Genomic DNA, 13,836 nt, shown 5'->3' with positions numbered 1-13,836 from the left:
GCATATGGTAGACGTAATGCTGGAATTCATGCTTGGACCGATGCGTAACATTGGAGATTTCTATTTTGAAAATCAGATGATCTTCAATCCGATCATCATCGGGGCGGCGCTAATCAGTATTCTCTTTGGGAAGAAAAAGAAATCTGATGAACATGTAAAGGAAGAAAAAGCAGTAAGCTAGGAAAAGAGGAATGATGGTGAAAGCATTAAATCTCTATGGTAAACAAGATCTAAGATTCGAAGATGCATCGAAACCGATGATAGAGAATAAAGATGATGTCATTATCAAAGTCAAAGCGGCAGGCATCTGTGGATCCGATATTTCGAGATATGGAAAGCTCGGTCCCTATGTGGAAGGGACGACATTCGGCCATGAATTTGCCGGGGAAGTGGTCAAAGTCGGACCCGAAGTGAAGACAGTCAAAGTCGGCGACCGCGTCGCCGGATGTCCTGCTTTCTATTGCGGAGAATGCGACAGCTGCAGGAAAGGCGAACTGGCACGCTGTGAGAACCTGCACGTCATGGGCGCCTACCATCCAGGCGCATTTGCCGAATTTGCCAGGCTGCCGGAGGAAAACGTGATACCTGTCCCGGACAATGTGGACTTTGATACGGCGGCAATGGTCGAACCTTCAGCTGTCGTCGCCCATGGATTCTACCGGACCAATATCCAGCCGGGTGCAGAAGTGGCTGTCATCGGCTGCGGCAACATCGGTCTCCTTGCCATCCAGTGGGCACGGATATTCGGCGCAAAGAAAATCTATGCGATTGATATCGATGACGCCAAGCTGGAAACAGCGAAACAAGTCGGTGCCGATGTCACCATCAACTCCATGGAAAAGCCGGCACATGAAGCAGTGGCGAAACATACAGGCGGACAGGGTGTCGATCTGGCAGTGGAGAGCGCCGGATCACCCATCACCTCCGCCCACGTGCTGGCATTGCCGAAAAAAGGCGGACAGGTCGTCTACCTTGGCATTCCGTATGCAGACATCAATATCGAACGCTTCTACTTTGAGCGGATCGTCAGAAATGAACTGACAGTACTCGGCTCCTGGAATGCCATCTCAGCGCCTTTCCCGGGCAAGGAATGGCATGCATCACTCCATTATATGAGCACCGGACAGATTGATGTCGAGAAGATCATCACGCACAGGCTCTCATTGATTGAAGGGCCTGAAACGTTCAGTAAAATCATCAATCGGGATGAGAATTTCGGTAAAGTCATGTTCTATCCTGAAATCTGATATGCAGAAGGCCTTTCACTGAGGATGCAAATCCATCCAGGTGAAGGGTCTTTTTTTGTTATGATATGAATTAAACACATTGGAACAACCCAAGGAGGAATCATCATGCAGTCGATTACACTGGCAGAAGCCTATGCGATAGAATCTTTAAGAAGCAATGACTACAGCAGCGCGGACATCATTGAGAAGGTGAAGAACGGGAAAGCTGAAGACTTCAAGTCAGTCAGCAGAAATACGGATTACAGTACCCTTGAGGAAATGTATGCATCCGGCAACCTGGAATCAATATTGAATGAGGGATACAAGGTGAAGTTCTTAACAGAAAATGGACTTAAGAACCTTATCAGAATGAAGTACGGCAAAGAGGATGGCCTAGACTATATATACGATAACAACCAGGTGACCGGCCTGCAGCTGGATGAAGAAGAACAGCAGGATCTGAAAAATATGCTGTCGCAGAACTGGGTCTTCCAGGCGGAAGAGAATGGTGTGTCCATCACCCCTGCGGGTTAGGAAATGAACACCTTATCTTGTTTTCTATTTTCTATATAGGGTAGCAGTTGAGTATCACAGCAGGTGAAAGGGGAATGGATATGATCAAAGCACTCGTGTTCGATGCCTATGGCACACTTTTTGACGTGCATTCGATAAAAGCGGCATGTGAATCGGTCTTTCCGGAAAAAGGGGAGAAGATCAGCACCGTCTGGCGGGAAAAGCAGGTGAAGTACTTCTTCCAGCGTCAGCTGATGGGGCGCTACCGTCCATTCGATGAAGTGACACGTGACGCTCTGCGCTACGCGTGCCGGACAGAAGGTGTTGAACTTGAGCAGGAGGACGAGGAAAGGCTGATGATGGCCTATCTGAACCTCGAACTCTTTGAGGAAGTTTCCGATGTGCTTGAAAAATGCAGCGATAAGCAGCGTGTCGTCTTCTCGAACGGTTCGGAAGATATGATTGTTCCGCTTGTCGAAAGCTCGGATATCCATGATCACATTGATAAAGTCATCAGTGCCGATGAGATCAAACAGTATAAACCAACCCCTGCAGCATACGCGTATGCTTTGGATCAGCTTGGACTGAAGCGGGACGAAATACTCTTCATGTCGTCCAATACATGGGACATCATGGGAGCCGCAAGTTTCGGTTTCCAGACAGCCTGGATCAACAGAAACAGGGTTGAACCTGAAACACTCGATGTCCAGCCGGATCAGGCCTATACGGATCTCTATGGTATTTTGGAAAAGTTATAGATTCAAATAGTAAAAGCTTGCTGGAAACGATCGATTCCAGCAAGCTTTCTTTTTCTATTCATCCAGCGGCTTCAGCGCAATACGGTCTCCAACTTCAGATTTTTCCGAAACGGGACGATAGACGATTACCGTCTGGTTGCTGTGCTAAATGGAGTAAGGATATTCCTTAAAGGGTAGTGAAGTATATGTATGGTAGTTTGACATAAATTTCATTTTGTCATACAATTATAAATAATTAGTTTTTAATGAAAGCGCTATTTTTAAAATAAATGAAATTTGACGAATTAGGTGAGGAATTATGGTCGAGTTCAAGATTGATTCTGTAACAAGGAATACTCTATCCCGGCAAGTGCTGGAAAAGTTCATACAGCTGCTTATGGAAGGGGACCTGCAGCCGGGGGACAAGCTTCCGCCCGAGATGGATCTGATGCACATGTTTGATGTGAGCAGACCGGTACTGAGAGAGGCGTTGAGTTCCCTCGAGACACTTGAAATCGTCAAGAGAAGGCCGCGTGGCGGTACATACATCAATGAAAAGATCGGCAGTAGTCCGTTCAGAGCCATGCTGGCACTATCCATCAACAACGTGCCGGCAGTCATTGAAGCACGGATGACGCTGGAACTTGGCCTGGTGACGCTTGCTGCGGAGAAGATTTCGGAAGATCAGATTGCCCGTCTTGAGGAGACAATTGTTGCGATTGCCAATACTGTCGATGATGATTACGGCGCATTGGACCGCGAGTTCCATAGAATTATTGCAGAGAGTGCGAACAACCCGGTTGTCAGTGGTATGATTGATTCACTTCTGATCACCCATCAGAAAACGGATAGTCTGATCACTTTCCGTGAACCGGACATTACAGTCAGACACCACAGCGCAATTGTCAAAGCGTTGAAAGGCAGGGATCCTGTCGAAGCGTTCAAAGAGATGTATAACCATCTGCAGTATGTACGTGAAAAGATACTTGCCAACCAAAAAGGTGTGTGAATCATATGAGAGATCTGAAATGAATCAGGTCTCTTTTTTGCGCAATTATTTATCTAAATTATTCGAATACATTGACTTTATAATTACTATATTTTATATTTGTATTACAAATAGATATAGGAGGTAAAGATGAGCAAAAAAATTTCAGAAGAATTGAAAACGATTTCAGGAATTACTGTTACGCCTTTCGATGGTGAAACTGGAGAAATTGATTGGCAAGGTGTAGAGGAAAACGTCGAATTTCTTATTGAGAACGGTTTGAAAGTCATTGTCCCTTGCGGAAATACGAGTGAGTTTTATGCACTGACCATTGAAGAGGCCATGGAAGAGACGAAAAGGACTGTTGAAATTGCTCGTGGTCGATGTCTGGTCGTTGCAGGTATCGGCTATTCTGTAGGCACAGCCATAGAAATGGGACAGAAAGCGAAAGCTGACGGCGCGGATGCCATCATGATCCACATGCCGGTTCACCCCTACATTACTTCGGAAGGCGCGAAAGACTACTTCGAAAAAATCATCAGGGCTGTAGACTTGCCCGCAGTCATCTATTTCAAGAATCCGTCTGTCAGTGATGACATTCTTGTTGAGCTTGCCGATCTGGAGCAGCTGGTCGGCGTGAAATACGCCATCAATGACTTGCCACGCTTTGCCAAAGCCCTGGAATCCATCCCTCAGGATGCAGGTGTCACTATGATATGCGGCACTGCTGAGAAATGGGCACCTTTCTACTATAGTGCGGGTGCTGAAGGATTCACTTCGGGCCTTGTCAATGTACATCCGAAGAAGTCATTCGAACTGCTTGATGCACTGCAGCAACAGGACTACAGCACAGCATTTGGCATATGGCATGAAATTGTGGAGTTTGAGGATCTGCGTGAAAAGTACAGTTCCGGAAACAACGTCGTCGTCATCAAAGAGGCGATGGAGATACTTAATATGACTGCCGGGCCGCCGAGGCCGCCTGTTGCACCACTGAATGATGCGGACAGGGAGGCAGTTTCACAGCTGCTGTCCAGATGGGCACTCAAATCATACTAAAACAACAACAAAGGAGATTTTATAATGGAAACTAAGAACTGGATCGATGGATCATGGAGCACACCGTCAAATAGTCAGGTCGAGGTATATAACCCTTCCGATCTGAACGAGAAAGTCGGAACAGTCAACCAGGGCACAGCAGAAGATGTATTCCAGGCGGAAAGGGCAGCCAAGGCAGCCCAAGGGGAATGGGCCCGCAAGACTGGCGTGAAGCGTGCTGAGGTGCTCTATAGCATGGCTTCTGCTCTGGAAGAGAATCTTGTCGAACTGGCAGAGCTCGGCAGCAGGGAGATGGGCAAGCCGATTGGTGAGATGAAAGGTGAAGTGACACGCGGCATCCACCTCCTGCGCTACTATGCTGGGGAAGGTGTCAGATCAGACGGACAGCTCATCCCATCAAGTGATGTGGATGTACTGCAGTACTCGAAGAAAGTACCTGTCGGACTGATTGGTCTGATCACCCCTTGGAACTTCCCGGTTGCCATTCCGGTATGGAAACTGGCTCCGGCACTGATCTGCGGGAATGCAGTCATCTGGAAACCGGCTGAAAATGCATCCCTGACTGCAACGAGAATGGTGGAACTTTTCGAAGAAGCGGGGCTCGACAAGGGTGTATTGAACCTCGTCATCGGCAAGGGCAGTGTCGTCGGCAAGGCGATGCTCGAGGAAGCAGACCTTGATGGTGTATCCTTCACAGGTTCTGAAAATACAGGTCTATATGTTGCTGAAACCTGCGCGAAACGAAATATCAAGTTCCAGACGGAAATGGGCGGCAAGAACGCTGCTGTCATCATGAAGGATGCCAACCTGGACAAGACGATTCCGATTGTTCTGAGCGGTGCATTCAAGTCGGCCGGGCAGAAATGTACAGCGACGAGCCGTATCATTGTGGAAAGCGACATTTATGATGAGGTCATCGAACGCCTGCAGAAAGGTGTAAAGGAAATCACACTGTCGAACGCACTCGATGCAGATGCCTACCTCGGACCAGTTGCTTCAAAAGAGCAGTATGACAAAGTCAGCTCCTACATCGAACTGGCACGCAACGAAGCGAAGATCATCGCTGAAAAAGAAGTGAGTATCGATAAGGACGGCTACTACATTTCTCCGATTGTCATTACTGATGCACCTTCCGATCACGCACTTGTGAAAGAGGAGATCTTCGGACCGGTAGCCACTGTCCAAAAAGCAAAAGACTTCGACGAAGCCATTGAGATGGCCAATGATACAATCTACGGACTGAGTGCTGCAATCTTCACGGAAAACCTGGCAAATGCACACAAATTCCTCGATCAGACGGAAGCAGGAATGGTCCGCGTCAACCAGGAGACGGCAGGCGTCGAATACCAGTCGCCATTCGGTGGAATGAAGCAGTCAAGCTCCCATACAAGAGAGCAGGGTCAGGCAGCACTCGAATTCTACACGCATACGAAAACTTGTGCCATCAAGTTCTTTGGTTGATCCAGATGTATTTGAATGTACCGGAGCAAGTGGGTTTTCAACCAGTCATAACATGAAGAGAGCAGGTTTATGATGACGTACAGAATACTGATCCCCAAAAAAGTACATGAGAGCGGCATACAGCTGCTGGAGGCAGCCGGATGTGAAATCGTCCGGCCTCCAGATACGCGTGCATCGACGCTGCGGGAATACGCAGCGGATGCAGATGCCATTCTCGCCAGAACAGAACCCATCACGGATGAAGTCATCGAACAGGCTGCTCGGCTGAAGGTGATTGCCAGACATGGCGCAGGCTATGATAACATCTCACTTGAAAAGGCAAGTGAGATGGGCATCACCGTGACCAATGTGCCGCTCGGCAACACCAACGCAGTAGCTGAACTTGTTGTGACGCTCATCATGGCTGCGTCAAGAAACCTCGTTGGAGTGAATCGGGAATTCGCCAAAGGCAACTATGAAATCAGAGATGCTGCCATTGGTTCCGAAGTCGAAGGGAAGACACTCGGCATTGTCGGCTATGGCCATATCGGAAGACTTGTTTCAAAAAAGTGCAGAAAAGGTCTATGCATGAAGATCAGAGTATATGATCCTTTCCTGGACGAAGCGACGCTTGAAAACGGCGTCGAAGCCGTTGAGAATCTTGAAGCCTTTCTGGCTGAATGCGACTACGTCAGTCTGCACGTTCCACTGATGGAAGCGACGAGAAACATGATCGGTACAGACCAGTTCAGGCAGATGAAGGAGAACTGTGTTCTGATCAATGCGTCGAGAGGTGGTGTGGTTGATGAAAAAGCCCTTCTCGAAGCTTTGGACGACGGTGAAATCGGCATGGCTGCACTCGATGTATTCGAAGAGGAACCACCATCTTCCGATCATCCGCTGATTGCGCATGATCGGGTCATCGCCACACCGCACCTCGGTGCTCAGACGACAGAGGCGATGGAGAACCTGTCGGTCGCAGCAGCGGAGGAAATCCTGCGGGTCCTTTCCGGTGAAGCGCCACTGAACCGGGTGAACTGAAGAAAATGAAGTGTGGAGGAATCACTAAATGAAAATAAGCAATGTCAGATTGCATGCTGTCGGCATACCAAGACATACCGGGTTCGTCAACAAGCATGTCATTGTAAAGCTTGAAACGGATGAAGGCGTCACAGGCATTGGGGAGATGTCCGATTTCTCGCACCTCCCCAAATATTCCATTGATCTCATCGATCTCAGCAGGACGCTTAACACTCTGCTGGTCGGCAGAAACCCTTTCGACATCGAGGACATCAACAGGGAGCTGCTCGACAACTTCCCTGAAGCGATGTACTACTATGAAAAGGGTAGCTTCATACGCAATGGCATAGACAACGCGCTTTATGACCTTTGCGGGAAAATTCTCGGGGTCTCAGCCGCTGAACTGCTTGGTGGGCGTGTACGCTCCAGAATGAAGGTCTGCTATCCAATATTCAGGCAGCGTTTCATGGAAGAGGTCGAAAGCAATATGGAGACGGTCCGGGAGAGATACGGGCAAGGTTTCGACGTCTTCAGACTCTATGTCGGCAAGAATACCGAAGCGGATATTGAACTGCTGAAGCGGATCAAATCAGAATTCGGCAGTAAAGTCACGATAAAATCCTTTGATTTCAGCCATCTGCTCGACTGGAAAGAGACATTGAGAACGTTCAAGGCACTGGTGCCGTATGAAGTCGGTCTTGAAATGGTCGAAAGTCCGGCACCAAGAAACGATTTTGAAGGACTGTACAATTTCAGAACGAGAATCGACTATCCAGTCAGTGAGCATGTCTGGAGTTCGATGCAGCAGAGTGAAATGCTGAAGAAGGATGCGGTGGATATATTTAATATTTCTCCGATATTCATCGGCGGGCTCACCGCAGCCAGAAAAGCATCGGCACTTGCAGAGAATGGCAGGAAGTCGATCGTCATCGGTACCACCCAGGAGCTATCGATTGGTACTGCTGCAATGGCCCATCTTGGATGTGCTTTGCCGCATCTCAAGTTCACTTCAGATCCGACAGGTCCGGAGCTCTACATAGGGGATGTTGTAAAGAACGGTGTCCAGTATGAAGATGGCTATCTGATTGCACCTGACCGCAACATTGCCGGTCTCGGCGTCGAACTCGATGAGGAACTGCTCGAAGAGTATAAGGTGTCCGATCTCGGATGGGGAGAGGTGACTGTCCACCAGCTCCAGGACAGAACTTCGACAAAGTAGCGGAACGGAGGAGAATGAAGTGAAAAAGTACGCCTTCGTCCTTCTCTTCATCCTGTATTTTCTATCGGTCATTCATGACGGCATCCTCATAGCGGTACCACTTTCGCTGGTGGCGTGTGTCGTGCTTGGACTCAGTTTCCAGGGTGCCCGTACAATTACCCGGACGATATCCGGAATACTGATCCTTCTGAGCATCGTTCTTGGAATCGTATATGGCATGGAGCCGGCATCCATCATTCTCGGCGTTCAGCAGAACATCCCGATTCTGGTGCTGATACTGCTGGCGCCGCTGATAGCTGTGCCGTTGAGGTTGAGCGGCTATCTGTCTTCCATTGAAAGTGTGCTCATCTCGCAGAAAGAGAAGCCGAATAGAGCATATGGCGGTCTGCTCGCGATCCTCTTCATATTGTCTCCTGTTTTGAATATCGGGGCAGTCAGGCTGACACATGAAGTGGTAAAGGATATCGGTTTTGAAAGAAGCTTTCTCGGCAGAGCCTATGTCAGCGGCTACCTTTCGGCAGTCGTATGGTCGCCGTACTTTGCTTCGGTTGCGACCGTTCTCTTCATGATGGATGTCTCATTCAGCAGCTATGTCATGGTTGGCCTCATATTCGGCATTCTGCAGATATTTATAAGCCTTCTGCTGTTCGTTTCAAGGCAGTCGGGATCAGAAGCTCATGGAGCAGGTTTGAAACAGAACGAGATGCATAAGCAGGACTGGTCGAACGTCCAGAGAATATTCCTGTTCATTGTTCTGCTTATGGGTCTGCTGATTGCTACAGAAAGATTTCTGCCGCTTGAGATGATCTCCATCATTACATTCTCCACAGTACTGATTCCCATCGTCTTTGGAGTGGTTTCAGGCAAGTTTGGATCGGCCATCAAAGATATGAAGCAGACAATCCGAACGGTGCCCGGTGCCAGTAATGAGACACTCATGTTTCTCACTGCGGGATTGTTTGCGAGTGTCATGATGCAGACGGATCTCAATAATCTGCTGACCCCGTATTTCATCACTATCGCAGACACGTCAGCCCTGCTGCTGATACTGGCCATCATACTGCTGACGGTAGTACTGACGATGATCGGGATTCATCAGATCATCGTTGTGCCTCTGATCATGCTGCAGGTCAGTCCGGAAGCAGTGGGATTTTCACCAGTAACGATGGCATTCGTATTTATTCTGGCCTGGTCCCTGTCCGTCATCACGTCTCCCATCAGTCTGACGAATCTGCTGGTGAGCAATATTCTTAAGACAAGGTGGTCGATTGTCGCTTTCAGATGGAATGGCTCCTATGTTGCTGTCATGCTGATTATCGGAGTTGCAATAGCGCTTCTTTTGAGAGCGTTTTCATTTTTTAGTTAATTGTCTTACAAAATTATTGACAGAAAATTATGTTAAAGATATACTCCAATTAACAAAATAGTTAAAAGGAGGTATTCAGAAGAAAAACTGTCATATGCATCAGTTGGGATTTTCAGACAGATGACTGTACTCATTTATGAAAGGGCTTTCTAAAAGTGTACTGGGCGAGAGCCGGTCATAAGCTGTACATTGCGGATGCATAGACAAAAATCAAATTACAGAAGGAGTATTGCTATGAATAGAACTTCACCGAAAGGAATCCTCGGATTTCCTGTAACACCAATGAAAAGAGATGGAGAAATCGATACTGAAGCTTTCGTGAAAAATGTAGAGTTTCTATTGGAAAATGGTCTGGATGCCATCTTCCCGGTCTGCGGGGCAGGGGAGTATACGAACCTCGACGACCAGGAATATGAACAGCTGATCGAGCTTACGATGGAAACGGTGGATGGCAAAGTGCCGGTCTACACAGGTGTAGGCGGCAACATCCAGGAAGCAAAGAGAAGAGCGAGGATCTCAGAGGCTCAAGGTGTTGAAGGCTATCTGATCATGCCGCCCTATCTCGTCCAAGGTTCACAGGATGGACTTTACGAGTACTTTGCCCAGATCGCAAAGTCAACGAATCTGAATGCAATCGTCTATCAGCGGAACAACGCAATTCTGGAAGCGGATACATTGGAAAGGCTGACAGAGATCGAGCAGATCGTCGGTTTCAAGGATGGCAATGGCAATATGGAGAGGAACAATGAGTTTACACACAGGTTCGCCGGAAGAATCGACTTCCTGAATGGCATGCCGATGGCCGAAGTGACCATGGCAGCCTACATGCCACTCGGCTACGATTCCTACTCTTCGGCAATCTCCAACTACATCCCGCACATTTCAAGGCAATATTTCGATGCATTGAAATCAGGGGACCAGGAAGCTGCCAAAGAAATCTATGAGGATGTCATTCTGCCGCTGAACAGAATCAGGGGCAAAGGAAAAGGATACGCAGTCTCACTGATAAAAGCAGGCATGGAAATTGTCGGTCTGCCTGTGGACAAGGCGGTCAGACCGCCGGTGACACCTGTTGATCCTGCACACTTCAAGGAGATGGAAGCCGTATTGAAGGCAGCCCTTGAGAAATATCCGAGCAAGACCTACGAGAAATTCAAAGCATGATGAGAACTTAGCCATCAGGAGGTGAGAATATGGAATCAAGCAGAAAAATGGACATCATTTCAGGTGCCGTACTGCTGGTCCTGGCAATTGGATTGTTCATTTCGACCTTATCGTTCCAGCAGATGACTGTTGCAAAAATCGGATCAGCGTTTTTCCCTCAAGTTGCCTCCATCGGCATCGGAGTACTGAGTCTGATCATGATGATCACTGCATTTCTAAAGAAACCGGTAAAAGAAGATCATGTAGCAGAAACAGGCGCAGAAACAGGGACAGATGGCACACTGGCAGTTTCCGAGGAGCAGCATATTGCTGACGATACATCAGAGAAAGAAGATAAGAAGCACTACGGTCTGGTCGGTTTGACACTTCTGCTGCTGATTGCTTATGTAGCAGTAATGAGCCTTCTCGGGTTCATAATTTCCACTTCGCTGTATCTCTTTATACAGATGGTGATCATGGCGACTCAGCGAGATAAGATGAAATATATCATTTTTGCAGTACTGTCGATTGCGAGTTCTGTGCTGATATATTGGATCTTCAAAGGTTTCTTCAACCTTATGCTGCCAGCCGGGCTACTAGGATAGGGGGAAAAGCATGAATTTATTCATTGAAGGCTTCGCGTTGATATTCAACTTTAACACAATACTGATCATACTGGCAGGTGTCGCACTGGGTCTGGTCTTCGGATCGATACCCGGACTGACCGCGACAATGGCAGTGGCCATATGTCTTCCGATATCGTTCGGAATGGACGCCGCGAACGGGATGGCGCTTCTGATGGGCCTCTACATAGGCGGCGTATCCGGAGGGATGATTCCAGCCATATTGCTTAATCTGCCCGGTACACCATCAAGCATCTCAACGACATTTGATGGCTATCCGATGGCGCAGAAAGGGCTGGCGGGCAGAGCATTCGGCTTGTCCATCATTTCATCATTCTTCGGAGGACTTATCAGTATCATCATCCTCATGCTGCTTTCACCACCACTTGCACAGGTGGCGCTTGAGTTCGGTCCTTTCGAGTACTTTGCGATAACGATGTTTGCCCTGACACTGATTTCCAGTCTCTCGGAAGGCTCCCTCGTAAAAGGGCTGATTGCAGCACTCATCGGCCTGACACTCTCGTTTGTCGGTGCAGCTCCCATCGATTCCTATCCGCGCTGGACGTTCGGAGTGGATTCGCTGAGAGCAGGGTTCCAGCTGCTGCCGGTCCTGATTGGGCTGTTTGCCATATCCGAAATGCTCAAAGTGATTGAAGACCGGAAGCCGGATATTGCAAAGACGAAAGACGGCAATAGCGAAGAAACGAAAGTCGGGTTCCCACTTGGTGCGGTGTTCAGAAAACCGGTCAACTTCATCAGATCAACGCTGATGGGCGTCGGCATCGGCATACTGCCGGGCATCGGCGGCGGTACAGCAAACATCATCGCCTATGTCACTGCCAAAAGGCAGTCAAAGACACCAGAGAAGTTCGGCGAAGGCATTGATGATGGTGTCATTGCATCAGAGTCTGCCAACAACTCCGCAGTCGGTGGGGCACTCGTTCCTTTGATTTCCCTTGGTATACCGGGGGATACGGTAACGGCCATGCTGCTTGGTGGTCTGATGATCCACGGTCTGCAGGCAGGTCCACTGCTCTTTGAAAACAATGGGCCGCTCGTCTACAGCATCTTCGTTTCATTGCTGATTGCGAACGTATTCATGGCAGTACTACTGCTCAGCGGAATGAAAGGGTTTGTAAAGCTTCTGAGCATACCGAAGCACTATCTGTACCCGGTCATCATCGCTTTGTGTGTAGTTGGCTCATTTGGTGTGAACAACCGCATCTTCGACGCAGGCGCACTCATCTTTTTCGGAATTCTAGGCTACTTGATGATCAAAGGCAAGTTTCCACTTACACCGCTGATTCTTGGATTCATTCTCGGCCCGATTGCCGAAGTCAATCTGAGAAGAGGTCTGCAGATGTCAAGTGGAGATTTCATGCCATTCCTGACACAGCCGATTGCCGCAGTATTCTGGATTATCGCCATAGGCTCCATCGCATTCAGTCTATATAAGGAATTCAAGAAAACGAGAAGCAGTTAAATTAATTGGATAAGGGGACTAATCTATGAAAAAACTATTCATCTTTCTGACACTTGTATTTATGGTAGTGCTTGCAGGCTGTAACAACGGAAACGCTTCATCAGAAGGGGAAGGAGGAGACTCCGCGGATGCAGGTGCTTCCTACCCTGAACAGGAAATCAACGTAGTAGTACCTGCTGGTGCAGGCGGAGATACAGACCGCAACACCCGCGTTACTGCAGAATACCTTTCCGAGGAACTCGGGCAGGAACTGATCGTCAATAACATTACAGGTTCAGGCGGTACAGTCGGTGTGGATGAAGTCAATAATGCTGAAGCAGACGGCTACACGGTACTGGCCTTCCACAACTCCATGATCATCAACGATATACTTGGTCTGACAGACGTGAACTATGAAAACTTCGAACTTGTCGGTTCAATTGTGCAGGATAATGGAAACGCATTCATTGTCAATGCAGATTCCGATATCCAGGATATTGAGACACTGATTGAAATGGCGCAGGAAAGTCCTGGTGAAATCCAGGTCGCTACAGAAACAGGTGCATTTACGCACTTGCAGCTGCTTGAGTTCCAGGAAGAGACAGGCACGGAATTCAACGTAGTCGATGTGGGTGGCGCAGCGGATAAGACAACAGCACTGCTCGGCGATCAGATCGACATCATCCCGACTCAGCAAGGACTGGTTCAGGAGTACATTGATTCCGGCGACTTCCGTTCCCTCGGTGTAATGAGCGAAGAGAGACTTGAAGGTGCACCGGATACACCAACATTCACAGAACAGGGTGCTGATATCGTCTACGACAAGTTCTTCTTCTGGGCGTTCCCTGAAGGGACACCACAGGAAGTTGTCGATAAGTTCACAGGTGCTCTCGAAAGCGTAGCGAATAACGAAGAATTCCAGAACGAAATGTCCGAGTTCCTTGTCGATGTTTCCTACATGAATCCGGAAGAGACACAGCAGCTCTTTGAAGACAGAACAGAAAAGTACTCTGAAATCTACGAACAAACACAACAATAAT

General features: G+C 48.3%; 14 protein-coding genes. All 14 read left to right on the top strand.

Annotated elements, in window-relative coordinates; genetic code table 11:
- Positions 1 to 4: 4 nt before the first annotated feature.
- A complete protein-coding gene (locus tag FO441_RS12645; protein ID WP_186365545.1) occupies positions 5 to 181 on the top strand; it encodes a hypothetical protein in 177 nt (58 codons plus the stop codon).
- A gap of 16 nt (positions 182 to 197) precedes the next feature.
- Entirely contained in the window at positions 198 to 1,247 is a 1,050-nt protein-coding gene (locus FO441_RS10170; protein ID WP_145289567.1) for a galactitol-1-phosphate 5-dehydrogenase, read from the top strand.
- A 105-nt stretch (positions 1,248 to 1,352) separates the two neighbouring features.
- On the top strand, positions 1,353 to 1,760 hold the full coding sequence (locus tag FO441_RS10165) for a hypothetical protein (protein WP_145289564.1): 408 nt from the start codon (positions 1,353 to 1,355) through the stop codon (positions 1,758 to 1,760).
- Positions 1,761 to 1,840: 80 nt separating this feature from the next.
- Positions 1,841 to 2,497 carry a haloacid dehalogenase type II gene (locus tag FO441_RS10160; RefSeq protein ID WP_145289689.1) on the top strand — a complete coding sequence of 219 codons (657 nt, stop codon included), beginning with the start codon at positions 1,841 to 1,843 and terminating at the stop codon, positions 2,495 to 2,497.
- A gap of 298 nt (positions 2,498 to 2,795) precedes the next feature.
- Positions 2,796 to 3,485: a FadR/GntR family transcriptional regulator gene (locus FO441_RS10155; protein WP_145289561.1), complete on the top strand. Its 690-nt coding sequence runs from the start codon at positions 2,796 to 2,798 to the stop codon at positions 3,483 to 3,485.
- A gap of 129 nt (positions 3,486 to 3,614) precedes the next feature.
- Positions 3,615 to 4,523, top strand: coding sequence for a dihydrodipicolinate synthase family protein (locus FO441_RS10150; RefSeq protein ID WP_145289558.1), 909 nt, complete (start codon positions 3,615 to 3,617; stop codon positions 4,521 to 4,523).
- Between the two features lie 24 nt (positions 4,524 to 4,547).
- Positions 4,548 to 5,984 carry an aldehyde dehydrogenase family protein gene (locus FO441_RS10145; protein WP_145289555.1) on the top strand — a complete coding sequence of 479 codons (1,437 nt, stop codon included), beginning with the start codon at positions 4,548 to 4,550 and terminating at the stop codon, positions 5,982 to 5,984.
- A gap of 69 nt (positions 5,985 to 6,053) precedes the next feature.
- Positions 6,054 to 7,004: a hydroxyacid dehydrogenase gene (locus FO441_RS10140; protein ID WP_237605218.1), complete on the top strand. Its 951-nt coding sequence runs from the start codon at positions 6,054 to 6,056 to the stop codon at positions 7,002 to 7,004.
- Positions 7,005 to 7,032: 28 nt separating this feature from the next.
- A complete protein-coding gene (locus tag FO441_RS10135) occupies positions 7,033 to 8,202 on the top strand; it encodes a mandelate racemase/muconate lactonizing enzyme family protein (protein ID WP_145289549.1) in 1,170 nt (389 codons plus the stop codon).
- Between the two features lie 19 nt (positions 8,203 to 8,221).
- Positions 8,222 to 9,568, top strand: coding sequence for a TRAP transporter large permease subunit (locus FO441_RS10130; RefSeq protein WP_145289546.1), 1,347 nt, complete (start codon positions 8,222 to 8,224; stop codon positions 9,566 to 9,568).
- A gap of 228 nt (positions 9,569 to 9,796) precedes the next feature.
- The gene (gene kdgD, locus FO441_RS10125; protein ID WP_237605338.1) at positions 9,797 to 10,732 is read left to right on the top strand and encodes a 5-dehydro-4-deoxyglucarate dehydratase; all 936 of its coding nucleotides are present in this window, start codon (positions 9,797 to 9,799) and stop codon (positions 10,730 to 10,732) included.
- Positions 10,733 to 10,761: 29 nt separating this feature from the next.
- On the top strand, positions 10,762 to 11,316 hold the full coding sequence (locus FO441_RS10120) for a tripartite tricarboxylate transporter TctB family protein (RefSeq protein ID WP_145289540.1): 555 nt from the start codon (positions 10,762 to 10,764) through the stop codon (positions 11,314 to 11,316).
- A gap of 10 nt (positions 11,317 to 11,326) precedes the next feature.
- Positions 11,327 to 12,817: a tripartite tricarboxylate transporter permease gene (locus FO441_RS10115; protein ID WP_145289538.1), complete on the top strand. Its 1,491-nt coding sequence runs from the start codon at positions 11,327 to 11,329 to the stop codon at positions 12,815 to 12,817.
- Between the two features lie 25 nt (positions 12,818 to 12,842).
- A complete protein-coding gene (locus FO441_RS10110; RefSeq protein WP_145289536.1) occupies positions 12,843 to 13,835 on the top strand; it encodes a tripartite tricarboxylate transporter substrate binding protein in 993 nt (330 codons plus the stop codon).
- The last annotated feature ends 1 nt before the right edge of the window (position 13,836 follow it).

Source organism: Salinicoccus cyprini (genome assembly GCF_007713705.1).
In the GTDB taxonomy this organism is placed as follows: domain Bacteria; phylum Bacillota; class Bacilli; order Staphylococcales; family Salinicoccaceae; genus Salinicoccus; species Salinicoccus cyprini.
The sequence above is the reverse complement of the archived record's forward strand: the minus strand, read 5'-3'. Positions and strand labels throughout refer to the sequence as shown.